This window comes from Legionella rowbothamii (assembly GCF_900639985.1).
In the GTDB taxonomy this organism is placed as follows: Bacteria; Pseudomonadota; Gammaproteobacteria; order Legionellales; family Legionellaceae; genus Legionella; species Legionella rowbothamii.
On the sequence record NZ_CAAAIM010000002.1, the window covers coordinates 1 to 26,047 of the forward strand.

A 26,047-nucleotide genomic window follows, 5' to 3' on the forward strand; every position below is an offset into this window, starting at 1 on the left:
CCTGCCTATACTATTTGATAGGTTTTTAAGAGTCCCTATAGTTTTTAAGCCATAGCCTATGCCTGCGGTAGCGGCTGTGGCCAGACCGGATATCAATGCCCCGCCAAAATCAACACCACTTTGCATCCCCATAAGATTGGCTGCTGTTTGGCCCGCTATGCTGCCAATGAAGCCTGCCGCAATCCCGACGCCGAGCACAGAGCCAACACCGGCCGTGCCAGTAATAGCTCCCCCCAATGCGGATAGTCCTGCTGAAAATAGAGAACCAGTGGCCCCCATACCCAGGGCAAACGCGCCAGCAGTTACAACAGTTGCAACGGTTGCAACAATTGCAACAATTACCTTGCCCCAGAAATTCCCATGCTTTGGTTTCGGGGGTTTTGGCGTGGGCATCGCGGCGTTCGCACTGGTGTTGCCGAGCATTTTATTCGCATCTAAGATGCGGTGTGTTGCTTGGGTGTGGTGTTGTCCTGTTGCTGCTGGGGGAATGGTTAGGCGTTGGCCTATGTAGAGCTGGCTGTCTCGTCCTGCGACTGCGCCGCGATCGCTGATGCCATTGGCGTCAGCAATTAGGTACCATAAACTGCTGTCTCCGTAGACTTGTAGAGCTATTGATTCTAGGCTATCGCCTGATTTTAAGGTATAGCTACCAATGGTGTCTTGTGGAAGCTCTATTGGAGTAGGTGCTTTGTTAAAGGGATCTTCTGTTACGCCAATCATGGACATGAGCTCACCCATCATCCCTTGTAGCTCTTTGCTCAATTTAACATGCCGGCCCGTGGGGCCTCCAGTGGGGGTAAAGCCGCCGTAGATATCCAGTTCCTGTTTGCCTACCGCATCGACGCGAAGGGAACCTATGGTTTTTCCTGCTATGGATAGATAGCTGGTGGAAGAACCATCGCCGTCTTGTCGGGCACGCAAGCCATCTATAGAGCTGTATAAATACTTAATATTGGAGGAGTGGTTATTTTTATCTACATAGGAATCCACAACATTGTTTAATAAGCCATTTTGGTCGTAGTTACGAGTATTGCTTCCATAGGATGGGCCTTTGCTGTTACTGGCTGTTATGGTTACTGAATCAGTCTTTTGCTGGTAGCTATCCCAGTACTCGTACGTGTACTTATGGGCGATGGTAGAGCCGTCTTTATGCTGAGAGCCACCGTTATTGGTAATTACCATATCGGTAATGTTATCTGCATCATCATACGCATAATTCACATAGGATTTCTCATTACCCTTATGGTCGCGGATCGATTGATGCGTTAGTAAACCGTCCTTGTAAGTAAGAATGGTAACTTGTGATTTATTGCCCTTATTGTCATATGCATGTTCTTCAGTGACACGTCCGGCTAAGTCGTACTGTTTAGATTGGAGCTTCGTCCCATTTTTCAAGGCTTGAACTAACTGATTGGCTTGATCATAATCGTAGTGATATTTCGCTAACGTTCCTTTCTCATAACTTTCTGCATCGCTTACATTGCCCGCGTTATCGTAAGTCAGGCGACTTCCTTTGGCGCCGAGAACAATTTGTCCATTTTGCAGTTCACCTTTATTTAGGGTCATGCGGTTGTTTTCATCGTATAGATAATAAGCGTCACTGGCTGAGCCTGAGCGGGTGCCATTTGCTTTGGCTTGTACTGCAGTATGGCGGATATTGCCTGCCTCATCGTAATCGTAGTCGACCCAAAGTAAGGATTTATCTGCGTCGGGTAAATTATCGGGATTGCCGCGACGTAAGGAGGCTAAACGTCCTAACTCGTCATAGTTGTAGAAGTCGGTTTCGTAGAGCCAATTGTCTTTATTGCTTTGGGAGCGGCTGGATATCTTACTGCGCATTTGCCCTTCCAGATCGTAGCTGTAACGGACCGTTTCCTGACTGGCCTTATCTTCGTAAGTAATTAATTGCCCATCGCCTTGATATTGACGATAAATCTCTTTACCACTAGTAGAAGACTCATGAAGTAGTAGTCCATTGACGTTGTATTTATAAGTCGTGGTGCGATTGCCTAAATCCGTATGCGACAGTAAATGACCGTGCGCATCATAATTCCAGGTTTGTTGCTTTTTGTTCGCATCCGTTTCTTTGGCTTTATGTCCATAGTCATCGTAGTCATAGGAGGTAGTAAGTCCACGAGCATCTGTTCTTTTTATCTGGTTGCCAAGTGTATCGTAGGCAAAGGTTATTTTGTCATTGGCCCCATTTTCCTGAATAAGTAATTGCCCTGCTTCATCATAAGCGTATTTTTGCTTGCGTAGCTCCTTTTGGCTGTTGTAAGTACGCACTTGAGTGAGGCGATTTTCACGATCGTAACTGTATTCGGTGATGCCATTTAATCCATCCACAGAGGAGCTTAATTGTCCTAGGAGATTATACTTCTTGATTCTTGAAATTCCTTTGGCATCGGTTTCCCGGACCACATGTCCTTCCTCATCATAAGCCCTTGTAGTCATATGTTTATTGGTATCAATCGCTGCAATCACTTGCCCTAATTCATCATACGCAAAAGTATTCACTGGCTTAATACGGCTTTTTACACCTTGTGCATTCATGAAGGAAACTTCGGGCAGCTCCTGTTTAGTGACTTGATTAAACAGATTGTATTCATAATTGGTGGTGTATTTCAAAGCATTGGTATGGGAGAGCATATTTCCCCAACGATCGACTGTTTGGGTTTGGTTTGACTCCACGACATTACGCAGCCCATCTTTATCTAGGACATCTACGGTATACTCTCGGGTTTGGGAAAGCAGGTGGCCTAAAGCATCATAGGTATTATTTTGCCGTTGTAGTTGTTGGTGCAAATTGCCATTATCGAAGTCCATGCAACTTTTAAAATAATCGTCGCCTAAATTAGTCCCACGCTCGCCGCCTTGCGGATGAAAACCATTGGCCGAAGTGACAATCTGCGTTACTTCATCTGCGGCATCATAAAGGAAAATTTGATAATAACCTTGTACATTGGAACGCCATGCATGGCCTAAAAGATCGTAATCAATATGAATATGAAGTGCACCGGTCATCCCTTTGTCTGTCATTTCACCAAAAATATTATAGCGCGCCTCCTCTATATGCTGCTGATTATTTTCTTTATAGCTGCAGGTTTTTATTAAATTATTTGTACTATCATACACATAACGCACGTCGCGGACTTGTTTTGAGCCATCAACTCGAGTCACCGTTTGGAAACTGCGTACTAAATTTCCGACCTCATCATAGCTGTAGTTTACGGTATGGTTTATGGCATTAGTTTCGCTAATCACCTGACCAAGGGCATTAAATTCCGCAGAACTTACTTGGTCGGCAGCAGAAGCCCCTTTTACCACAAAGCCCTTATTCTCAGTTAACTCCGCTCCATTGGCCCATTTATGAGTTTGGAGCAAGTTGCCTAAGGCATCATAGTAATACGTCGTCGCTGCACGGGTTTGTTGACCGGGGCCTATTTTCGCCGTTAACTGGCCTAAAGCATCGTAATAGCAATAAGCAGTATTGTTTTTGGCATCCGTAGTTTCAACTAAATGCCCCATCGCATCGTAGCGGTAATAGGTAGGAATATCCTGGCGTATCGTTTCTAACTTACCATTAACTAAACGGGAAAATTCTACATTTTTTAGGGTTTTAGAGGTTACTTGTCCTAAAGCATCATAAGTAAAGCTTACTGTGCGATCTTTGCTATGAGTTGCTGGGGGAGAATATTCATTAACATTGGCTGCTTGCGTACGCGAGGCAAATTCGGTACAGAATTCTACTTCACCAAACGCATTAAGTTGATACGTCGTCAGGTATCCTTCCGCATCAATCTGTGCGGTTTGTTGCCCATCCTGATTATAATACATCATGGTCACCGCATCACGGCTGGAGTCAATCCGCTTGCTTGTTTTAACAACCTCACCAAAAGCGTTGTATTCGTTGCGTGTACTTGGCAGCACTTTGCTGTACTTTTTATCCCGAGGATTATAGGTAAGCACGGCATCGCGTGTGGTTTCAATGAGGCGGTCATCTAAGTCATAGTAATAAGACTCTGTACGATCCGCATCACCTTTACGACGCGCTTGAGCAATTTCCTCGGTGCTGTATTCATCCAATGCCACCTGGCTTTCATAGCGAATTTTGTGGGTTACTCGACCGTAAGCATCATAATCATATTGAGTTAAGCCACCACGAGTGTCTACCTGATAAATGAGCTGGCCTTGCGTGTCATAAGCAAAATGCTGCCAACGACCAGCGCGGTCACTGCGAGCGATTACTTCTCCAAAGGCATTGTAGGTCGTAAGCTCACTCAAGTCTTTGCTGACCTCTTGGCGCTCTGCGGATCTAGCCTGGCTTGCATTATTCACTTTAACACTGGGATAAATCGTTTTCGTGAGGCGGTTCATCGCGTCGTATTCAAAGCAACGTTTTAGGGCAGTACCTTCGGCATCACGTGTTTCACTAATCACATTACCAAAACTGTCATATTCTGTTTTGGTAATACGTGAGCGCAAGGTTACCTGATGCTGATTGTCCATTACCGTTACTTTAGGGGAAACGGTTTCGGTTAACCGATTTAGCTCATCGTAAGAATAAGTCCATTCGGCTTTATTCGCTTCTATTTTTTTCGATACATTGCCATTACTATCATATTGATAACTGGTTTCCAGATTATTGGCATTCACCTCTTTTTCTAAACGGCTAAGGGCATCATAGTTATAAGTGCTGCTGCGTGCTTTGCTGTCGGTGGCGAAAAAAGCATCTAAGCCAGTTAACGTTTTGTCTTTTAATGTAGTTGCTCGTTGGGCGTGGGTAATCTGTGAAAGTACATTACCGACGTCATCATATCGGCGCTCCACTACTTGCCCCTCGGCACTGATGCGATAGCGCTCACGCCCTGCGGTATCATATACAAAATAATTACTGCGGTCTTGATTGCTATGCACCAGGGTATCTAAGGCTAAGCTGGTGGCGTTATCGCCCGTGATTAGGGTGGCGTAGCGCGTGCTGGAAATGACTTGGTTTAATTCGTTGTAAGTATAGGATTTGGCAATGCCTTGAGGGCTGAGCTCTATGGTCATGCGACCGGCTTGATCATAGGCATAGCGGGTTATTTTATTTTGGTTATTGCTTGCGCAATTTTCCTGGAAGTAGTTTAGATCAATTGCACTCTCTTTATTAAAAGCAACGGGCATCATATATTGGATGCGTGCAATAACCTGACCATAGACATCATATTGTGATTCAGTCACATATCCGTTATTAGAACGAAAACGTAGCTGATTTAAACCATCGTAAGCAAAATGTTCATAGCGCGCTTTTGTATGATCTAACTTGGCAATCCTACCTACCTTTAAATCTTCTATAGAAGCAGGTACGGAGTATTTCGTTATGCAGACAACATTATCATTGTGGTCATAGGCATATTCGGTAGCATAACCTAAAGCATCAAATAATTTTTCCAAACGGCCGGCAACATCCCAGATGCGAAAGGTATATTGATCTTTAGCATCCTTGACCAACACCGCACTGAGCCTCGACTCAGAGTAGTTTTCCCCTAATTTTATTGGCTTAGCATAAATAATGGTTTGTGTTTCACAACCATTTGCATTGTAAATGTGCTCGGTAACGACTCCGCGCGCATTGATTTGATAACGGCATTGATTATTCACATCATAGACGTAATAGATACTATTGCCGCGAGCATCCGTTTGGCAAATCAGGTTATCATTTTCATCGTATTGATACTGAGTTCTGAGGCACAAATTGTCAGGATCTTGAATGGTAGCAGTACAGCGATCTAAATTATCCCAGGTGTAAGCAGTTACCTTGTCATGCCCATTACGGTTCAATTCCGTTTTACGTAACAACTGCCCTCGTGCATCGTAGCTGTAGTCGGTAATGAGATTTAATCCTTTAGGGTCAACACAGGATTTAACTAATAATCCCTGATCATTATAAGTAAACTGGGTTACTCGTTTATTTTCGGTGATTTGCATTTGTCGACCAATAGCATCATAGGCATATTCACTAACCAGATTCAGTCCCTCTGGATCAATGGTTTTGGTAAGAACATGGCCTTGAGCATCATAAGTGTACGCAATTTTATGCCCCCCCGAATCCTCTTGCCACTGCAATTGTCCGGCAGCATCATAATGATAAGTTTTAGAAGTATTTTCCGGAGCATCTACGCGGGTGAGTAAACCTCGTTCATCGTAAGTAAATGTTGTGCTATTTTTATTGCCATCAATCAAACTTAGCTTATCACCAAAAGCATTAAATTCGGTGATGATTTCTGAGCTTCGACGAGAGTCTTTCAGGGTTAATTTATTATTTTGATCGTCGTAGATATACTGCTTGATTTCTCTTTGTAAATTATTTGTTTCTGAAACCATCCGACCAAAAGCATCATAACCAATTATTTTAAATTTATTTTTAGGATTAAAAATCTTAATTTGCTCCCCACGCTTATTCCATTTATAGAGCGTAGTATTTTTACGTCCATCAATAAATTTATCCATAAAACCAAAGGCATCGTAATACATTTGTACTGACCGATTTAAGCCGCCTAGATCGTCAGTTCGCTGCAATAAGAAACCACGTCGGTCATAACTATATTGCGTGCTTTTAGCATGGGTCGCGTCAATAGTTTCAATGCTTCGTTCCAATTCACCAAAAGCATTATATTCGGAAGTCACTAATCCTTTTGCTCCCTTGTGTTGAGCGATTACCTGACCGAGTGAGTTATATTCATACCAAGTAGTTTCATCAAAATGCTCGTCTTTTACCTGTTCTAAATAAGCCTGGATATCTTTAAGCGTTACGCTATCCAAGCTCTTTAATGATAGTGGTGCACTGTATTTACGAGTGTATTCAATTTGATTCAAGGCATTATACCGAGTCTCTACGATGCCGCCTTGCGCATTAACAGTAAATTGCAGCTGACCATATTCATTATAAAAATAGCGAGTCGTGCGCTGTAGCGCGTCTATCTTGGAGCGCAGTAATCCGGCATTATCATAAGTATAATGAATGCTATGCTCCTGCCAAATCTGTTCAATAGCCTCATTCGTTAATGATTGTTGCTGCTTGAGTTTAGCACAACCTAATTCATCCAACTCCTGAATAATTCGTCCTAAAGCATCATAACGATATCGTTGTTCTCTTATGGCTTGAGTACGTGCATCCATGCGGCTTTTAATAATGAGCAATCCTATCTCGTTATACGTGTATCTGGTGATTAACCCATTTGGAGATTTCTCTTCACTCAATTGCCCCAAATCATTATAGCTATAATAACTATGATGATCGTTACCATGTTGCTGCGGGCGAACCATTTCCAGAGTTTCGCTGCTCAGTTTAAATGCAGATGCAATTGCGGTGGCATAAGCAATACGTTCGATTAACTGGCCATTCGCATCATAGCGGTATTCGGTAAGGTAGCGCTCGCCATCAACGCTAGCAATTTTTTGTCCTTGTGCATCATAAAAAGTGTACGTATGAATATCCGTGCTTTGGGCACTGGGCTTATCCAGTTGCCAATCTCCGCTCAATTCGTTTGTGATTGCTTGGCTATAACGAATGGTTTCAATCACATGGCCCTGACGGTCATAACGGTATTCGCTCACATAGCCTTCGGCATTCAGCTCAGCAATAACATTACTATTAAGATCGTAATAATAATGAATGCGGCGATCCGTGGCGCTAGAACTTAGATTAAATGAGGTTTTAGATAGCAATGTTTCAGGCTGATAATCCGTCAAGCGTTGTGCGTATGCTGTTTTACTGGCTATTTTTCCTTCAGCATTGTACGTATAGCCAATCACGGCTCCTGTCACGTCAACAGTGTAAGCAACTCGCTGATATTCATCATAAATTATTTGACTAATGCTGTCGTTTTTATTGCTAACTGGGATAATGGATGCAAAAGCAGGATAATGCTCCAACCAACCTGTAGTGCTTATTCGTTGGCTATATTGATGAGTTTGTACTAACAAGCCTTCCTTGTTATACGAGTACCTTGTTAGTTGGCCTTGTTTATTTACCTTGGCATTTAAACGGCCTTGAGCATCATAAAAATAAAAAATGTTTAATCCGTCTACGCCAGTTTCAGAAATCAACCGACCAGCGTCATCATACTGGTACGAGGTGGTACCAAAATCATGATTTATATGCAAACAATGCGTTGCAATTAGCAAACCGCTACGATCATAGATTTTTATTGTTTGTAGACCATTGGCATCGGTTTGGATGATTTGTTGATGGGCATCATCATAGTTAATATTTTGTGTGTGTCCTTGATTATCTATAGTTTGCGTTAAGCGACCCAAATCATCATATAAATAATAGGTGGTACTCCAGCCATTTGCTGTTGGCGTGCTTTTCTCACGCAACCGTCCAGCGGCATCGTACACCATATGACTGCGAGTGGCTTGTGCATCCAAAATGCCAAGGCCTTCTGCCGTTATATGAGAATAATGAGTTTCCTCACTTAATTGACCGCGCCAATCATAGCTGTACTCCACTAAACTGACTTGTTGGGGGTTTTGCTGGGCACTCCATTTCTCCATCTGCTCCTGACTGAGACAGAGATCTTCGCCTAAAGAACTTATGTTATAAGCAGCCTTTAGGTAGCGGCGACTACTCGCCAATTGCCCTTGAAGATTATAACGATATTCAGTAACGATGCCATCCACAGCAATAAGAAAACGTAAATGCCCTTGTGCATCATAAGTATAACGCGTGGTTTTCGGCTTAATGGGATGGTGATTACCATCAAAAGCCTGATAGCTAGTTTCTAAAAGCAAATGATGGTCTGCATCAAAACTACGTTGCGTTATTTGCCCATTAGGTTCCTGGATGTAGATGCAATCGCCTGCCTCATTATAACGATAATGCCATACTTGCGTACCTTGAATAACGCTGATTAATTGAGTTCCTTCATAACGGTAACTAATACGATAATTTTCTGGGCCTTCTACCGCAATCAAGCGATCACGCTCATCGTAAAAATAGGTCCAAGATTCCCCAAGACTATTGGTTAAGGTAGTATGCCCTGATTCATAGATATAGGTGGTACAGCGCCCTTCACCATCGATTAGTTTATGCACTCGTCCTTGAGCATCATACTCAATATTTAAGACTGTACCATCAGACTGTTTTACTGAACTAATACGGTTAGAATCGCCTACATAGTCATAGGTTATCCAATAGATTTTCCCATCGCCTAAATCACGGCTGACTTTATGTAAACGCTGGTGCTCATCATAATCGTAATGTAGGTGGTGCACTTGTTGCGTATCACTGGTCGTTGTGATGTCGGTAAGTAAACCGCGGTTAAATGTCCAAGTCACTTTTTGCCGGTCGCTGGTACTAACAATCGAGCTTAAATGCCCATCAACATAGTTAAATTTAAGGTGATGATTATCTTGATCGCTAATTTGCATTAGCTGGCCATTGCGATCATATTCATAGGTCGTTTTGGCATTGCCATCCTTATAAATCCATCCATTGGCAGTAAAGCGCAAATTAGCAGTGCCGCCCTCTTCAGATACATAGTGCTGACGGGTAGCATTCCAGTTAAAACGAGCCCGATGTCCATCTTCACCAATTCGAATAACATAAGAACCCTCGTGGTTTGCCTCGCCATGCAATTCAATCCGCGATTGCACGTTAAAACACCAGGAGCCACCCCGTTCGCCTAAGGAGTTATAGGTTTGCAATAAGTCAAAGCCAAAACCTATATCCGCGAGAAAACCATCGGAGTGTCGTAGAATTAAGTTGCCATTAGCAGCATTAACGTAGGCCGACTCACCGCCTTGACCTAAGGAGGCGCTACCATGCGTTGCATGGCCTCCCATACCAATAGATGAGCCATAAATTCCTAAACCATTGCCAGTAATTGTTTGTGTCATGATACATCCTACGCGTAATTATTCTTTTTTATACACATCAAGCCGTGGAGTCTCGCCACAAACTTGAACATACATCCATTTTTATCAAGGTACGATTAAAGACAGGGTTATCGGTTTTGAAACGCCCCCGGGAATATTTTTAATCACTAAAATAACTTCTATATCTTTCGTTGCCATTGGAACATTGGCCACTGAAAAAAGTTTATTGTCTTCCAACTTTAGCCATTGTGGCGGAGTGTAATCATCAGCAAAGCTGATTTCATACGGCATATCTTCATATTCAGGCCATACATCACGATTGGCGACAAAATCATGAGCAAAGGGCTGGCCAGGAATCAGTAAGGGTAGTTGTGGATTATCCTGCCTAAATTGAGGAGTAAGGGCTTCGTCGATACTTATTTGCAAAGGGACTCTTATTTTTTCTGAATCGCCGCCAGTATGCGTATTGGCATGCAAAGTAATATAATATTTTTTACCCACCGCGTTTTCAGGAATATAGCCTTCTAACATTTTAGGATTTTGCGCAGCAACCCCTATTTGAAAAGCATATTTATCAGTTTCTTCAAGCTTCGGCTCGACTTGATCAACTCTGATCACAAGAGAGGAGTCTTGGGCGGGATCGTTAAGGTATTGAGATAAATCCGCAGAAAATGACTTACCGGCTCGCCGTTCCAATTCAAACAGCGTGATACTCGGTCTTTTACTGCAGTCATAAGCCACCGGTATTCTCAGTTTATACGGCTCTGAATCGCCACCTGTATTAGAAGTAGCAATAACGGTCAATATTGCCATATCTCCAGCCAATGCAGGGTTTGCTTCACCTTCAAGTACCAAATGATTCTCGGCACTCAGTGCTAGTCCTGACGTGACTTTAGAATTGTCATCAATTTTAAACCTTACTTGATTGGTGGTATTAAATCCGGGCACCTTTTCGAGCAAAGTCATTAAATTGAGCTGATATTTTTGATTAGGCGTGGCACTAAGAATAGGAACTTTCGATTTAAAGAGAGGTTTATTCTCCTCATTATACTTCACCTGAATCGTGAACGGGACGAGCTCTGTTTTACTCTGTCCATTAGTGGCCCCGACATGAAATTTAAATTCACCTGCTTTTCTAGGGTATCCTCGGATGGAAAAGTCATTTTTATCAAAATGCAATCCTATATCATTTAAGGCGGGAGCCTCTCCATCGCCCATCATTAGAAACACAGGGGCCTGACTACTAACGCTTTCCCCATAATTATTTACTGCTTTGCTTAACGGATATTGAAATTCTACACCCAAGGTGGCTATTTGCGGCGCAATGACCTGCATTGATAAAGGTCTACGGACTACCGTGACTGTAAAAAAAGGAGTCTTAAAAGAAAGATCAAAAGATGTACCATCTTTTTCACCAAATACTCGATACACTATCCTACCTTGAATAATATTACCAATGCCGTTTCCGGTTATTACAGCCTCCATATCACACTCACCACTGTGCCAAGTAGCTTTATCTCCCGTAACGTCAGGGCATTTACCTCCCTTATTGCTAACATAAATACGACCATTGTTCTCGTTTGACCATACTTTGTATCTACGCATATGCACATAACTCATATGCATAGGAACACGTAACTCCTGCTCATTATAGATAGTCGCTGGAAATCCTTGGGGGAAGGTTAAGGTAACTTGAGGGGGGTGAAATTTTTTGTAAAAACCCTCAGCCCTGCAAACACCGCACAACAACATCAAACAAAACAACACTAGTTTTTTCACAACGAAATCCTTTAAACAAAAATAATCCGGCACATCAACACCAAGCGGTAAAGTGAATTAATGATTTTTTGGTTTAATACTCATGTGTCACACATGAAGTAGAGAAAAAATAGGATGAGAAAAAAAAAGGTGCGATGTTGGCTAACTAGCGATAACGTGCATTCCATAAGTTGGTTCTTGTATATATTCTTCATGATTTTATTCCGTATTTTCCATGGCATCTTCCAAGCCAAGGCTATCCTAATAAATTGATACTGCAAGGTCAATGAAAATGTTACTTTTTATTAACTTAATTATGTAAAATCAATACTATTTAATATCAAAATGTATGGACCGAAGATAATTTGCATTTTTTTTAACCGGGCCGCATAAGCTCTATGTAGGCCCTTATATCTCCTTAAACTGCTTCAGTGTTTGGTATTTAAACAGTGATATACTTGGAAGGAGCCGTAGCCGCCGAAATATAGGAGGGCAATCTATAGACAAAGCAGAAACTAATGAAAGGGAAAAGATCATAAAAACTTCCGTTAATACTGTAAGATGCATGATAATAATCCTTTATTTAGGTACTTGCTGAGGCTATGGTATATGAATATTTATTCATATTCAATTGCTTCAAAAGTGTAGTGTTTTTAATGTCAAACCTGTTGTTTATTAGCTTATCGTGGCCTTATTGCCAATTAATTCGCTGCGCTCATGGTTCCGGTTGTTAGCAACCGTGCTACCTTTGATTTTTATTTTGATTTAAAATTTGCATATTTTTTTGAACACCCATCTCCCCCCATCCCCCCCTCAAAAATGAGCTATAATTTAACTAACCGCACTATAGCAACGCATAAAGATAAGTAATCTGAACTCAACATCGTTCCATGGTGCGCCCGGGATAATAACCAATGGTGAATCTGTGGGGAACTAGTCGTATGGCAGCGTTAGCAGAGGAAAGTGAAAACAGACAACTCAAGGACATAATCATTCAATTACGAGTGAAATTAGAAGCAAATCATATGGAGATGCAGCGACGCATTGAGAAAGAGCGCTCAGATTATAACCAGATTATTATCCAGCTCCAGACCTCCATCGTTGAATTAAGAAATGAGTTGGAAAATATCAAACACCGGCATTTAAAGAATATAGAAGAATTAAAAAAAGATAAGAATAATGAAATTTATCAGCTGCAAGAAACGATAAGGGAATTGAGAAGCATACTAGAAAAAGGAAATTTCATTGACGACCAAACTAAATAGTTTAGTTCTGGTGTAATTTTAAAAGTCAGAAAAATACTTTTTGAGAAATTAAAATGCGAGATGTTGTCCGTTATAAGAATATGAATTCAAAAAAATTTTACATGCTGTTATCACAGATCTATCGTGATTTGGCAGCCACGTCTAATTTGAAGGAAATCACCAAAAAGCTTATCGACGTCACGGTTGATGTTATCGGCTGTGAACGGGGCACCATCTTTTTGAACGATCAACAAACCAATGAGCTTTATTCGTTCATCGCGCAAGGAGATTTGCATTTCGAAATTAGAATTCTCAACGACAGTGGTCTTGCTGGTTGGACCTTCAAAAACAATGAAGCGGTTTTTTTAACGGACGTTGATGAAGATGAGCGCCATAACAAACAAGTAGATAAAATTACCGGGTTTCAAACCCGAAGTATTCTGTGTGTGCCGCTAAGAAATGCTAATAATGAACTCATTGGCGTCACGCAAATGCTTAACAAAATTGAGGGTAATTTTTCTGACTCCGACGTTAAGTTTGTGCAAACCCTGACTGAACATGCGGCAATGGCAATTCAAAATCAATTAACCATTGAACAAATCGAATTATGTCATCAAAAAGACTTACATTTTTTGGAAACCATTTCTAATGTTTCTTCCGAAATTAATTTGTCTTTATTGTTAGAAAAAATCATCGATACAGTTACCAAAGCATTAGATGCTGAACGTTCGACTTTATTTATCAATGATGAAAAAACCAATGAATTATTTACCGAAGCCGGTATTGGTTTAGCCAAAAAACAAATTCGTTTCCCAAATCATTTAGGGATCGCTGGCTCCACCTTTACTAGTGGGGAAGTGATTAATATTCCGCATGCCTATGCCGATTTGCGTTTTAATCCTTCGGTTGACCGCCAAACTGGTTTCTTTACTCGCTCTATCTTGTCAGCACCGGTAAAAAATAAGAATGGTAAAGTCATTGGCGTTACCCAGGTTTTGAATAAACGCCGTGGTGAATTTAACTCTGATGATGAATCACAACTGCTAGCGATTAACTCACAAATATCTATTTCTATTGAGAATGCTAAGCTCTTTGATGAAGTCCAAAGCATCAAAAATTACAATGAAAGTATTTTGGAAAGTATGACGAATACGGTATTAACCATTAATACCAACAACCAGATTGTCACCTGTAATCGTGCAGGGATGAAAATGTTGAATCTCTCCTCCCTCAATCCATTGATGTTAAAAGATATTTCCATCTTATTTAACGATGATCCCAATAATTTGGTCGAAAAAATAACCACCATCAATCATGAGTCATCACAAGTAAGGCAAGAAGTCATGGTGGATGTCGAGCTGGAATTAATGAATGTAAAAATTACGGCAAACATTACCATTGTTCCCTTAATTAACGCCAATAATGAGCGTTTGGGTACCATGATTATGATTGAAGACATTAGTTCGGAAAAACGCATGAAATCAACTATGTCGCGTTATATGAGCCCCGATTTAACTGAAAAATTATTGCAATCCAGTGATTATTCTTTAGGGGGAACCAGCACCATTGCGACCGTCCTCTTTTCTGATATTCGCAATTTTACCACTATTTCCGAATCGCTGGGGGCGGAAGAAACGGTAAAATTATTGAATGAATATTTTTCCTTAATGGTCGATTGCATTCAAAATGAAGGGGGAATGTTAGATAAATTTATTGGCGATTCGGTAATGGCGGTCTTTGGTAACCCCTTCCCCCATGATGACGATCCCGATCGTGCCTTACGTGCCGCCATTGCCATGATGCATGCCTTGGATGAATTAAATCAACGCCGTATGGAACGTGACTTGCCTCTGTTAGATCACAGTATTGGCATTAATACCGATAAAATAGTAGCCGGTAATATTGGTTCGAATAAGCGCATGGATTTTACAGTGATTGGTGATGGAGTGAACTTGGCCTCCCGCATTGAAAGTCTATGCAAACACTATGGTGCGCATATCCTCATTAGTGAGTTTACCTATGAGCGCTTGAAATCTACCTACCGTATGCGTCCGATTGATAAGGTTATTGTTAAAGGCAAAAATAAAGCGGTTTCGATTTATGAAGTAATTAACTTTTACGATCAACAAATATTCCCTCATCAAATTGATGTCATCACTCATTTTAATAATGGCATCGAATTTTATAACAGTGGGCAATGGGATAAGGCCATTTCTTGTTTTAATGCCGCATTGATCTTGCACCCTAATGATAAGCCTTCAAGCGTGTATATTGAACGCTGCAAGATTCTGAAAGAACAACCGGTTGACCCAGAATGGTGTGGCGTTTGGAAAATGTTGAGTAAATAATTTCCTCTCAAGACACTACTATTAGCGCCCAAAACGATTTGTTTTATTTTTTCTCTCTTCCTAAATTTTAATGTAACTACGGAATCTAAAAGTAAGAGCTAAATACTCACTAAAGATAAGGTCGCATCACGGCGGCCTCATTGCACGGAAAGATTTTGTGACTGGGCTCTAGAAACTTCAAAGCTTGATTTAGACCCCCGCCCCATTTTTCCTCTTGCCCGCCTTTGCTGCGAAATCAATAATCATGTGCTAGAGTAATAATTGTTGCATAAAAGATATTGTTAACAATTAGTTATGGATGAATGGCATTTAACATGGAATCGGCAAAAAAAAATTTATTTAAAACGAGTATGGTTGCCATCTTATTGGTTTTGGGTGCACCTGTGTTTGCAGCACCGCCAAATGCAGGACAATTAGTGATAATTAACGGCTTGGATAATTTAACTACAGCTAATGCACATACTAATTCACGCTCTAACCTTAGGGTTCAGGTGTATGACACTCATACCCCGACCACCCCCTGTTTCACCGCCCAACGACTAGGATATTATAACGTTGCCACGATTAGATGGCAGGCGAATGGCATCCATAGCGCCTCTTCTTGCGCAGGTACAGGTATTGGTACTGCGGCCATTTCTAAAGTAGTAATTACTCCACTAAATAAGCTGATTAATAACCGCATAACCATTGTTTATGATGCCACAGTCGACACCAGCGTCCCTAAGGCAACAGCAGATTCCATTGACTTTACTCCCCCAACAACTATTTATACAAATATGACCTTAGTGATTAATGGCAGTGGCATTCCCAGCACCGTTGGCCAAACCGCGAGCTCAACAAATTGGGGATTTACAGTAACACCAATCGCTCCTGTTTTTGATATGGTTACAGGGGAATTAAATGCAACCGGTGTTCCAGGCGCGGTTGGAGCTTATGGCATAAGCGCTGAAAAACAGATGCGACATTATGGCATTATTCCTTTTCATACAGCCGCGAAGAACGATGGGTTGTTCTAACTAAGAATAAATATGAGCATAAAAAATAATTTATTGAAATCAACGGCTTTTTTTGCATTACTTGGATCGCAAACTATTTTTGCTATAACCCCAAGTACCGGGCAATTAGTCATAATTAACAATCTTGGTAGTGATGGGGGCGTAGGTAATACAGGCTTAACGCAGTCCAACATCATGATCAAAGTGTATGATCATGCAAACAATAGTCAACCCTGCACCACCGTTAAAAGTCTTGCTTACGGGGGCGTCACTATCATCAGGTGGGCATCTACAGGAGTACACCGTACTACTTTTTGTACTGGCACAGGTCCTGGTACAGCAGCCATTTATCAAGTCCAAATTACCCCGCTGCCAAGACTCATTGGTAATACTAACCAAGTCATCTATGATGCAACAGCCACTACCCCCCAATCCAGTGCTAATCCGATTATATTTACACCACCAACAACAATTTATGGAAATATAGTATTAGTGGTGAATGGCAATGGCACCCCTATTACGAGCAGTGGGCAAATGGCAGATGCAACACATTGGGGATTTACGGTAAATCCCGTAACACCCGTTTTTGATTCGGGTAATGGTGGGATATTAACTACTGGCATTCCAGGAGCTTCTGGGGCTTATGGTTTAGAAGCGGAAAAGATCTTAAGGCGTTATGATATTCAGAAAGAGTTGTAGCCTAAATAATGTTTCTGATGCCGGGCTCAACAAGGTATTGAGCCGGCTCAGAAACTGATGTGCAACCAAAGATCCCATATCCGTCTATCTTATCGATTATTTAACAATAACTTTAGTGAATTAGGCATCCATGCGGCACTACCCGCAGCACTACCAAGGTTATTAAACGTTCCTCCATTTAAATAATCTGCAGGCAAGGCAGGCGAAATACCATCCACTCGATAATCCCAAGTGACACCCCCATCACTGCTCACCGCTACTAAAGGATATGAAGTTCCAGATGTCGACCGATATGATCCCGCAGCCATACAATAAACTCCTTGACACGAAGCCGTATTGAAATTACCCCCTTCCATAGTATCGCCAACTAATACAGGATAAGTGCTATTAATTCTATAAGTCCACGTTTTTCCTCCATCAGAACTTGCTGCTAATAAAGGGAAACTAGTTGTGGAATCCTTTAAATAAGAACCTACTGCAATACAAATATTGCCACTACAACTCACACCAGAAAAATAATTATCACTGCCAGCAAAAAAATCTGAGGGAAGCTGGGGTGTCGTAGCATTAATAGTATAAGACCATGTTTGCCCAGCATTTGAGCTGGTTGCAGCTAGAGGATAATACGCACTAGTGGTGCTAAAAGTTCCTACGGCAACACAAACACTACCACTGCAACTTACGGCATTTATTTGTCCAGACACCAAACCAGGCGGAGGAACTGGAACTGTACCTGTAAGAGAGACACTCCACGTCACCCCGTTATCAGCGCTCGACATCACTATGGGTTTTAAATCTCCTGACGTTGGGTAATAGCTTCCAGCCGCAACAAAATTAGTGCCACTGGCAGCAGCGCCAGGAAAATTATTTAACGTCAAATAATCCGAAGGTAATGGAGAACTTGCAGTCACAGAATTGGTCCATTGGGTTCCTTGATTGGTTCCCCTAGCAATTAAGGGATAATTAATAGAACCAGAATATATTCCTATGGCAATGCATACGGAACTCCCACAACTCAGATTAGTGAAATATCCAAAATTAAGATTTGACGGTACATTCGCACTAGTATAGGTAGAAGACCAATTCGCTCCTAAACCCGTGCTTGTTGCCACTAAAGGCACCGTCATACTACCATTATGATATGCACCTCCGGCAATACAAAAAGAATTCGCACATGCTGCAGCATTGAAATAACCATTAGAAGAATAATCTACCGGCAATGCCGTGAAATTAACAGCAGTCCAATTCTGTCCGGAGGAAGAGCTTATAGCCAAGAAAGGACCTGGCGACGATTCCCCACCCACAACACAAAAACTTCCTACACAACTTGCGCCATATAAATAAGTTCCCGCTGCAAGGCTAGCAAGTGATGCCAAAGGATAAGCCCAGGTTGCTCCTGCAACAGTACTATACACAATCAAGGGAGCTATCCCAGAACTAGTATTATATTGGCCTGCAGCAATAAAAAAAGGAGGCGGGCCCGGTGGCGGCGGTGGAGGTGGGGCTGGAGTTACCGATACATTCAAGGGAACGGCTGAAGAAGTACACGCTACCCCTCTACATAAAGCAAAATTACTGGAAACAGCCCCTGTAATGTCCAATTGCAGCACGCAGCTTGCTTTTGCCGCTAAGGAAAATACGGCCGGACAATGACCGTTGCTTGTATTTTGAGCCACAACAGAAGAAGGAAGCCCTTTAATGACATAGCCAGCTCTGGTAGCGCTTGTATTATTAGTAATCGTGTAATAGGCAGAAACAGAACTTCCCTGAACCACTGTAGTAGGCAACGAGGTTCCTGGCGTAGGAACAATATTAAACGTAGAGCCGGCAACGGCCTGATTGGCTATAAAAGCGGCAACTAGTAAAACTAAATTCTGTTTTTTCCCCATGAATAACATCCTGTTTTAATCAAAATAAAATGACCGTGTGTATTGTGTTATTGTTCGTGGTGGGCGGCGCGAGGCTTAACCCAGGCTATGCTTATCTCAGATAACTAATCTGCGCAATCAGTTGGTTTTTACCAACATGATGCATGCCTACAGCAAAAGATACTGGAGTCATATAATCACCTATACCTATCTGGCCGTCGGTTAAAGAGGCATTACCTAAACCACTAAAACGATAACCAAACCCTATACGAACATTTTGGCTCATATCAAAATCAAGACCAGCACCCAGATTATAACTAAATTCAGCCGCAGTATGGTCATTAAAAGAAGGCGTTAAATTGATACCCCCAGTTTCGGTGGTTGATGCACTAAAACGCCCTACTCTATTCCATGCAGCCCCTAAACCCACCTGTATGTAAGGATGTAACGATTTATCATTCGTGGCGAGAATTTTAAATGATGCTAGAAATTGTTGGCTTTGAAATTGATAATGGTAATGATACAAAGTGGAATAATCTGGCTCCATACCCACAGTATGCTCCCCGCGGATTTGGATAGGAGTAAAATAGTTATACTCTAGCCCCGCCTGAGCCAATAAACCATACCAAGGCAATGAATGCTCCATCCCCAAAAAGCCACCTATAATTCCTCCATTTCGGTTATTAGCCCTGGAATCATAAGCAAACAAGCTCTCATCATCTCCTAAAAAATAGGTCTTACCAGTCGCATCCATATTGGCATAACCGCCAGTTAAAGAAATTACTGGCCTATAAGCCGAGAGCATGGACTTAATACCCGACTCACCTGAAATCGCAAAAGAAGAATACAAAAGTGCTCCTACGATGCTCAGAACAGAAATGCCCGAACGCATATAAATCATCCTTAAAATGAAGAAGTTAAACCAAATGAAAATAACATATACTTAGCTATATTCAAAATTTTTACCCTACACCACAAGAACTACGTCATTGGCATAAAGGTGCTTATTGGAAATTTAGTATAATATCTGAGACTGATTGTAACGATAGTTAATTGTCCCGATCAAATTGCATTACGACATTAACCCTCAACGCAGGTGTTATGGATAAAGTGCCTTGAGCCGTCCCCGAATTTTGAGAAAAATCACCGGAAATATCACCATATTCAGTATGAATAATGGTCACTCCATTAACACAGGTTCCAGTTAAATGTTTTTCACTATGTGAAGGACAAAAAAAGCTTCCAGAATCCTTGTGAGAAACCACTTCCACGGTAAAATTACCGGCCTTATCTAAGGGACTAATAACGCCCACTCCATGATAAACACACTCCCCAATTGCCCAATTGCTCGCTGTACCGGTTCCTGACCAATGTCCAGCCAAGTGCTCACAAGCATCTGGAGTTGAAGAATAAAAAGTAAAATCAGCATATGCTATTTGTGTTAAAAATAAGGTTGCGACTGCACATCCCTTTAGTATGTTTTGTTTTCTCATTTTTTCGCCTTGAAAAATTATCCCTAAAAACAAACGCAACATGACTTGCGACCGAAAAAAACCAAACTACCTTACACAAATTAGGGATGCTTGGCAAATTAATGGCGTAGAACAAGTCCAGTGGGATTTAGCGATAAACATGATTGGTGAAAAAAGAGAGCAAAAAAAGGTGTCTATTTACAGCGGGCAACCCAAGCCAAAAGGAATTGATTTTGGCTTGGGATAATAGAAAATGAAAACCAGACCTAAAATATTTTCCTTTGCCCACGCACGACCTCCCAAAACATGACAAAGTCCGCCATCAAACTATAAATAGGGTAAGCGAGCGTGGTGGGTTGATTTTTTTCATAAACAAAATGTCCTATCCAGGCAGGTCCATAACCCGCAATAATCATGAGCAGTAACCAAGTCAAATGTCCGGTGAATAAAAAAAATAGAAAAAATAAACAGGCTAAGGCGGTACCGATAAAATGCAGTCGTTGACTCATGATATTTTGATGTTGGCTTAGATAAAAGGGATAAAACTCATCAAAACTTTTATATTCCTTCATTTTTCCATCGTCGTTCATGGCATTTACCTATTTTGAATAGTAAGAAATAAGGAGTGCGAACATAAATATGTTGACGCCAGCTTATTTAAATTATAGTCCATATTGGTTGCTAAACATCCATCAAGGCACCAGTGCCATTAAGTTAAGAAATTTGGTAATGGCTTGGAAGGAGATCCAACCTACTAGTTCCCGTGAGTCATTAAGTAGGAATTGCTCTAGGGAATAAAAAACGATGCTTGCTGGGCTTGACCCCGCCCAGCCTACGATTATTGCCTTACCACTGCCCCACATTTTGTGCAGAAGCCCAAGGCTCTTGGAGCGGTAAAGGTTCGCCTTTTTGCAGTAGTTCAATAGAAATGTTATCAGGGGAACGGATAAATGCCATATAGCCATCACGCGGAGGTCGATTAATCACCACACCAGCCCTACCCAAGCGTAAACAAGTGTCGTAAATATTATCTACGCGGTAAGCTAGGTGGCCAAAATTTCGGCCTTCGGTGTAGGGCTGAGGGTCCCAATTATAGGTCAGCTCCAGTAAAGGAGCCTGTGCTTTTTTAGCCTGCTCTACATCTCCCGAAGCGGCTAAAAAAACTAAGGTGTATCGCCCTTGCTCATGTTCACTTCGTTTTACTTCAACCAGTCCTAGCTTATTACAATAAAAATCTAAAGACTCATCTAAATTGGTCACTCGAACCATGGTGTGCAAGTAGTGCATAACTTATTCTCCCTAAAAATCGCCTGCGGCTGTTCATAAAAAGTTAGTACATACATAGATGATAACAAAATACTGGTAATCGTAATGTAGTTCCAATCCTCCTTTACACATTCAAATTGATCAATATTTAACCAAAACTCCATTTTAGTGTCTATAATTACAGTGTGGAACTTATTATCCAAGCATGGGTAGTAAGTGATGTTTATTAACCTGTCAAAGGAAATAACATGCCTGATAAGATCCAACATACAGCAGCCAGCCTGCAACAAAAAATGCTAGCTCGTTATGGGGATGAGCTACATCATAAACACAACAAACACCATCTGTCATACCGTAAACACTATCGATCCCATCCGTGCAACCAGAATAACAATGTCGATGAAGAGAACTCTACCGGCTCAACGGGGCTGGTGCGTGAACTTAAACTAAAGAAAATGAGAAAACGACCCGATAAAGGACAAATTCATTAATTGTAAAAACCTAACCTGAGTTCGCATGCGAGCTCAGGTGGAACTCTATTTAATTCTATTTTTGATAAACAAGGTACTTAAGTACCTTAACTACATGACGTACACCGGCGGTATGACGCGTGAAATTAATCACCGTAGCCGCCTCATCCGGACGGACATCTCCCATTAGATAAACAACACCATCGGAAGTAACTACCTTAAACGCATTGGGATCAATAGATGCATCTGCAAAAATTTGACTGCGAATTTTAGCGGTGATCCAATTATCTTCCATAGAATTCGGCGGATTAGTATTAACGCGCACTTCATTAAACATGCGCCGAGCCCCCTGCACTGTATTTAAACGTCGCTGTAATTCTGCATGCATGCTTTGACTGGGGACATGGCCGGCGATAAGAACATCCCCATTAAAAACTGCTATGTCGAGTGGAGAACGGCTGTCCTTAAACAATTTATCAACGGTTATCGCATTATTCACTTTGACGTATAAACGATAGTCGTCCAGCTTTTTATAAACGTCATGACGGTCATATACCAAATTAGCACCGGTCCAGATACTGCTGCAACCAGACAGGCACCAGAGGCTAAAAATAACGAGTATTTGCAAACATCCCTGTTTCAACATGATAGATAACTAACGAATGTATTGAAAAATTTTTACCACCTTTCTCACCCCATTAACGCGTCGCGCCACATCAACTGCTAAAGCTGCTTGTCGATCGGTTACTACTCCCATGAGATAAACCACACCATTTTCCGTCACGATACGAACAGAGCCAGATTCCAATCCTTTTCTCGCAAGCATACTGCTTCTAACCTGTCCTGTAATCCAACTGTCTTTGGTGCGTTGCGTTAACGGTATGGGATAGCCAACCGTTAGTTCATCATAAACACGTTCCACGCCTGGCGCATTATGTGCAATTTTTTCTGCTAAAACGCGTAAGGAGGCGCTTGGAGTTTGACCAACCAAGAGCACTACGCGATTAAAACTAGTTACCTCAATACGTGAATCACTAAATTGACGATTAGTAACAATATTTTTGTGAATTACATGAAATAAGCGGGCATCTGCTTCCATAGTTACTATACCGCGTCGGTCATAAACCATGCCTACCGCAGCACTGGTGACGACAGCCGCCACACAACCTGTGAGTAAACTAGAAACTAAAACAAAGATTATGGATTTTAATTTTAAATTTAAACTCATTTTTTATCCTAAAACTTGGCCAAATAGAGATTGGTCAATTAAATCACAAAAACAATGCAATATGAATAAGTGCATTTCTCTTATGCGTGCTGCATTATCGCAAGCCACCCGTACCTCAATATCTTCTGGACCTAAATGATTAGCAAGTACCCCACCATCACGTCCACTTAGTGCTATCGTGTCCATGCCTCGCTCATTGGCAGCTTGTAATGCATGGATCATACTGTCTGAATTGCCTGCGGTAGTTAATAACAACAAAACATCTTGCTCTTGTCCTAAGGCTTGGATTTGTCGAGCAAAAACCTGGCTGTAGTGATGTTCATTAGCAAAAGAACTGATGGTGGTTGCATCCGCACTTAGATTAAATACTGGCAACGAAGGACGCTCTACCTCAAAATGATTAAACATTGCGCTCGCAAAGTGCATGCAATTGGCACTCGACCCGCCATTCCCACAAATTAATATTTTTCCATCACCCAACAAACAATTCACCAAGCGTTGCCCCGCTTTAGCAATGGTGTCAGATAAAGCATCTGCTAATGCTATTTTTGTTTCAATATGTGTGCCGAAGAGGTGTCTTACTCTTTCTTCCAGTTGAACCATGTTTTAACCTTAATAATTATTCTCTATTGAATAAACTAATAATCCATACCAAAAGCATCTTTTATCCAAGTAATTGATGCTGACTTGCCATCGATGCTAATCACATCAAAACGCAGAGCAAATTTATTCTGTAATTTATGAACCATCGCATAATGCATTGCCGATTTTAATATTTTTTGCCGCTTAGCATAAGTAATACTTGCGAGGCCACCGCCAAAAGCAGCAGAAACACGAGAGCGAACCTCTACAAAAACCAAATGCTCGCGGTCGCGCATAATTAAATCAATTTCGCCCAACTTGCAATAATAATTTTGGCCAATCAACTTAAGTCCTTGCGCAGTCAAATAATTTATCGCCTGTTCCTCGGCGATACGTCCTTTATCCTGCGGAAGCATTTATACAGTCTCACCTAAAGAACGTGCTAAGCCCTGTTTAAACTGTCCCCACTCCAAAACCCGAGCAACCTGTTGGGAAGGTTTAAGGTATAAAATACCATCTCCAGAAAGGGATTCATCTGCGGGAAATAACATTAAGTGATTTAATTGAGTGGCTAAGGCATAGCTATCCTTACCCAAAGCATACAGTCTATTGTAACTGTTAAATTGCTCTGGCCAATTTCTTGCCCTCATTTGATGACCAAAAACCCAGGGGATATCACAAAATATAATACCATCCAAATCTTTATCTTTTAAAGGATTCGCATTCCCCCCATACACACTGGCGGTAGCATACACGGGAACATCAGCAGCATAGTAATAATTTAATAAAGGCATAATTTGCCGTGCTTTTGATGGATAGGCCAAGAGAAAGATCATATCAAAGTCTTGGCGACGGCTAACTATCGAGTGAATTGAATAACCCAATAACTCTTTAATATGTTTTTCTCGCTGTTGGCTGTTGGTTATATGGAGGAAATCCTTCATCTTTTTATTCAGATCGTCTTTAGTGCCATATAAAAGGGTGCCTGCAACCTGGCCACCCTTTTTTTGCCATTGCTTGGTAAATGCATTGGTGACTTCATTGCCCCATTCATTTCCCGGCGCAATAATCAGTGCGCGATGATAACCTTTGCTGCGCGCCCTAATGGCCACTTGTTGTGCTTCATTTACTGGTGACAAACTCAACGAATAAGAATTCTCTTGCGTATTCGTTGCAGCATCATTCAATAATAAGGTAGGTACTGGATGAGGTAATGCCGCAACTGCTGCAACTTGAGCCTTAGTTAATGGGCCCACAATATAATTAGCCCCATCAGTAATAGCAGACTGATACAAAGAAGTAACATCCCCTTTGCTCGTATCATAAGTTTTAACCGTAATTGCAGCACCACCAGAATTATTCTTTTGTGCCGCAATAAAGCCATCACGTATTGCCGCGCCTGGACCTTGTAAAGCGCCACTTAAAGGCAATAAAAGTGCCACTTGCTTTGGCTGATCCACCATTTTATTGACAATCGAATCTAAAGGATTGGGCAAAATGTTATTCGCAGGGTGATTATTAAACTGCGTTTGCCAGTGATCCAAGGCTGCCAGTAAAGACTTGGAGTTATCACGATATTTACGCGCAATTAGTGCTAATTGCAGCCAACCCTGCATTTCGGGTTGGGTTGCTGTTGCCGCGGCATTTTCGAGTTCAGCTTGAGAAAGATGGGTAATGGTTAGCCACAGCTTACGACGATTCTGTTTTTGACGGTTATCATCAAGAAGTAAAGGTTCTAAGCGCATACGCTCGGAAATAGACTCCATGGGCTTATCGGTGGCTCGGTATGCTTGGGCTAATAATTCATGGTATTGTGCTTGTTGGTATCGTGGTAAATCATCTTTTTGAGTAATGCTTGCCAATTTACTTAAAGCCCTTTGTGGCCTATCCCGCATCATATCAATTTGCGCTAATAAAATATTTTTTTGCGCCAGGAGCTCCGGTGTTAAATCAGCAGTCTGTGCTAAAATGGCCGAACCTTGCTGCCATTGGCCTTCAGAAATCGAACGCCCGGCAGCCATAAGCAAGGACTTTTGTTTTTCCTGACCTTGTTGGTTTTGTGCTTGTGCAAGATAACCGGAGGTTGATTGAGGGTAAGGATTTTCTGCTTTTTTCTTCACGACCACGGGTACAGGTGCGGGTGTCGGCACCTCAGGTACTGAAGAAGTAACGGCAGTAGTACACTGACAAAGAAAGAGAGTAGATGTCAGGAAGATAAGTACACGAATTTTATATATTTTTAACATGTTTAAG

At 41.6% G+C, this 26,047-nt stretch carries 18 protein-coding genes; 6 read left to right on the forward strand and 12 right to left on the reverse strand.

The features are described from left to right. Nucleotides 1–9,885, reverse strand: a 9,885-nt coding sequence (locus tag E1P08_RS05390) for a LysM peptidoglycan-binding domain-containing protein (protein ID WP_133136011.1), incomplete at its 3' end; no start/stop codon positions are given. Nucleotides 9,886–9,969: 84 nt separating this feature from the next. Continuing rightward, nucleotides 9,970–11,643, reverse strand: a complete 1,674-nt coding sequence (locus tag E1P08_RS05395) for a hypothetical protein (protein WP_133136012.1) — start codon at nt 11,641–11,643, stop codon at nt 9,970–9,972. Nucleotides 11,644–12,563: 920 nt separating this feature from the next. On the opposite strand from E1P08_RS05395, the gene E1P08_RS05400 reads away from it, so the two are divergent. From E1P08_RS05400 to E1P08_RS05415, 4 genes are all read left to right on the forward strand, one after another. Next, nucleotides 12,564–12,887 carry a hypothetical protein gene (locus tag E1P08_RS05400; RefSeq protein ID WP_165485098.1) on the forward strand — a complete coding sequence of 108 codons (324 nt, stop codon included), beginning with the start codon at nt 12,564–12,566 and terminating at the stop codon, nt 12,885–12,887. An 80-nt stretch (nt 12,888–12,967) separates the two neighbouring features. Further along, complete coding sequence (locus E1P08_RS05405; protein WP_242602382.1) at nt 12,968–15,214, forward strand: GAF domain-containing protein; 2,247 nt, start codon at nt 12,968–12,970, stop codon at nt 15,212–15,214. A gap of 314 nt (nt 15,215–15,528) precedes the next feature. After that, on the forward strand, nt 15,529–16,230 hold the full coding sequence (locus tag E1P08_RS05410) for a hypothetical protein (RefSeq protein ID WP_242602383.1): 702 nt from the start codon (nt 15,529–15,531) through the stop codon (nt 16,228–16,230). 12 nt (nt 16,231–16,242) lie between these two features. After that, nucleotides 16,243–16,908: a hypothetical protein gene (locus tag E1P08_RS05415; RefSeq protein WP_133136015.1), complete on the forward strand. Its 666-nt coding sequence runs from the start codon at nt 16,243–16,245 to the stop codon at nt 16,906–16,908. A gap of 89 nt (nt 16,909–16,997) precedes the next feature. Here the strand turns inward: E1P08_RS05415 and E1P08_RS05420 are convergent, their stop codons facing one another. The 3 genes from E1P08_RS05420 to E1P08_RS05430 all read right to left on the reverse strand — a co-directional run bounded on the left by E1P08_RS05420 (nt 16,998) and on the right by E1P08_RS05430 (nt 20,269). Then, nucleotides 16,998–18,797 carry a sialidase family protein gene (locus tag E1P08_RS05420; RefSeq protein ID WP_133136016.1) on the reverse strand — a complete coding sequence of 600 codons (1,800 nt, stop codon included), beginning with the start codon at nt 18,795–18,797 and terminating at the stop codon, nt 16,998–17,000. A gap of 91 nt (nt 18,798–18,888) precedes the next feature. Then, a complete protein-coding gene (locus E1P08_RS05425) occupies nt 18,889–19,668 on the reverse strand; it encodes an outer membrane protein (protein WP_165485099.1) in 780 nt (259 codons plus the stop codon). A 157-nt stretch (nt 19,669–19,825) separates the two neighbouring features. Continuing rightward, a complete protein-coding gene (locus E1P08_RS05430) occupies nt 19,826–20,269 on the reverse strand; it encodes a hypothetical protein (protein ID WP_133136018.1) in 444 nt (147 codons plus the stop codon). A 40-nt stretch (nt 20,270–20,309) separates the two neighbouring features. On the opposite strand from E1P08_RS05430, the gene E1P08_RS05435 reads away from it, so the two are divergent. Beyond that, nucleotides 20,310–20,495 (forward strand): hypothetical protein, encoded by a 186-nt coding sequence (locus E1P08_RS05435; RefSeq protein ID WP_133136019.1) that lies wholly within the window; start codon nt 20,310–20,312, stop codon nt 20,493–20,495. A 19-nt stretch (nt 20,496–20,514) separates the two neighbouring features. Here E1P08_RS05435 and E1P08_RS05440 read toward each other — a convergent pair whose 3' ends face one another. Both E1P08_RS05440 and E1P08_RS05445 read right to left on the reverse strand, forming a co-directional pair. Further along, nucleotides 20,515–20,838, reverse strand: coding sequence for an Mpo1-like protein (locus E1P08_RS05440; RefSeq protein ID WP_133136020.1), 324 nt, complete (start codon nt 20,836–20,838; stop codon nt 20,515–20,517). Nucleotides 20,839–21,094: 256 nt separating this feature from the next. Further along, on the reverse strand, nt 21,095–21,535 hold the full coding sequence (locus E1P08_RS05445; RefSeq protein ID WP_133136021.1) for a VOC family protein: 441 nt from the start codon (nt 21,533–21,535) through the stop codon (nt 21,095–21,097). A gap of 227 nt (nt 21,536–21,762) precedes the next feature. Between E1P08_RS05445 and E1P08_RS05450 the strand changes: the two genes are divergently transcribed. Then, entirely contained in the window at nt 21,763–22,005 is a 243-nt protein-coding gene (locus E1P08_RS05450) for a hypothetical protein (protein ID WP_133136022.1), read from the forward strand. Between the two features lie 55 nt (nt 22,006–22,060). Here E1P08_RS05450 and E1P08_RS05455 read toward each other — a convergent pair whose 3' ends face one another. From E1P08_RS05455 to E1P08_RS05475, 5 genes are read right to left on the reverse strand one after another with little or no spacing between them, the layout of a single operon-like run. Beyond that, nucleotides 22,061–22,630 carry a BON domain-containing protein gene (locus E1P08_RS05455; protein ID WP_133136023.1) on the reverse strand — a complete coding sequence of 190 codons (570 nt, stop codon included), beginning with the start codon at nt 22,628–22,630 and terminating at the stop codon, nt 22,061–22,063. A 9-nt stretch (nt 22,631–22,639) separates the two neighbouring features. Further along, a complete protein-coding gene (locus tag E1P08_RS05460; protein ID WP_133136024.1) occupies nt 22,640–23,212 on the reverse strand; it encodes a BON domain-containing protein in 573 nt (190 codons plus the stop codon). Nucleotides 23,213–23,215: 3 nt separating this feature from the next. Further along, nucleotides 23,216–23,815: a D-sedoheptulose-7-phosphate isomerase gene (locus E1P08_RS05465; RefSeq protein ID WP_133136025.1), complete on the reverse strand. Its 600-nt coding sequence runs from the start codon at nt 23,813–23,815 to the stop codon at nt 23,216–23,218. 35 nt (nt 23,816–23,850) lie between these two features. Next, entirely contained in the window at nt 23,851–24,210 is a 360-nt protein-coding gene (locus tag E1P08_RS05470; protein WP_133136026.1) for a YraN family protein, read from the reverse strand. Then, complete coding sequence (locus tag E1P08_RS05475; RefSeq protein ID WP_133136027.1) at nt 24,211–26,040, reverse strand: penicillin-binding protein activator; 1,830 nt, start codon at nt 26,038–26,040, stop codon at nt 24,211–24,213. Nucleotides 26,041–26,047: the final 7 nt, after the last annotated feature.

Excerpts from the sequence above, each read along its gene's own strand:
- E1P08_RS05400 (WP_165485098.1), top strand. The coding sequence starts at position 12,564 with ATGGCAGCGTTAGCAGAGGAAAGTGAAAACAGACAACTCAAGGACATA.
- E1P08_RS05405 (WP_242602382.1), top strand. The coding sequence starts at position 12,968 with ATGAATTCAAAAAAATTTTACATGCTGTTATCACAGATCTATCGTGAT.
- E1P08_RS05410 (WP_242602383.1), top strand. The coding sequence starts at position 15,529 with ATGGAATCGGCAAAAAAAAATTTATTTAAAACGAGTATGGTTGCCATC.
- E1P08_RS05415 (WP_133136015.1), top strand. The coding sequence starts at position 16,243 with ATGAGCATAAAAAATAATTTATTGAAATCAACGGCTTTTTTTGCATTA.
- E1P08_RS05420 (WP_133136016.1), bottom strand. The coding sequence starts at position 18,797 with ATGGGGAAAAAACAGAATTTAGTTTTACTAGTTGCCGCTTTTATAGCC.
- E1P08_RS05425 (WP_165485099.1), bottom strand. The coding sequence starts at position 19,668 with ATGCGTTCGGGCATTTCTGTTCTGAGCATCGTAGGAGCACTTTTGTAT.
- E1P08_RS05430 (WP_133136018.1), bottom strand. The coding sequence starts at position 20,269 with ATGAGAAAACAAAACATACTAAAGGGATGTGCAGTCGCAACCTTATTT.
- E1P08_RS05435 (WP_133136019.1), top strand. The coding sequence starts at position 20,310 with ATGACTTGCGACCGAAAAAAACCAAACTACCTTACACAAATTAGGGAT.
- E1P08_RS05440 (WP_133136020.1), bottom strand. The coding sequence starts at position 20,838 with ATGAACGACGATGGAAAAATGAAGGAATATAAAAGTTTTGATGAGTTT.
- E1P08_RS05445 (WP_133136021.1), bottom strand. The coding sequence starts at position 21,535 with ATGCACTACTTGCACACCATGGTTCGAGTGACCAATTTAGATGAGTCT.
- E1P08_RS05450 (WP_133136022.1), top strand. The coding sequence starts at position 21,763 with ATGCCTGATAAGATCCAACATACAGCAGCCAGCCTGCAACAAAAAATG.
- E1P08_RS05455 (WP_133136023.1), bottom strand. The coding sequence starts at position 22,630 with ATGTTGAAACAGGGATGTTTGCAAATACTCGTTATTTTTAGCCTCTGG.
- E1P08_RS05460 (WP_133136024.1), bottom strand. The coding sequence starts at position 23,212 with ATGAGTTTAAATTTAAAATTAAAATCCATAATCTTTGTTTTAGTTTCT.
- E1P08_RS05465 (WP_133136025.1), bottom strand. The coding sequence starts at position 23,815 with ATGGTTCAACTGGAAGAAAGAGTAAGACACCTCTTCGGCACACATATT.
- E1P08_RS05470 (WP_133136026.1), bottom strand. The coding sequence starts at position 24,210 with ATGCTTCCGCAGGATAAAGGACGTATCGCCGAGGAACAGGCGATAAAT.
- E1P08_RS05475 (WP_133136027.1), bottom strand. The coding sequence starts at position 26,040 with ATGTTAAAAATATATAAAATTCGTGTACTTATCTTCCTGACATCTACT.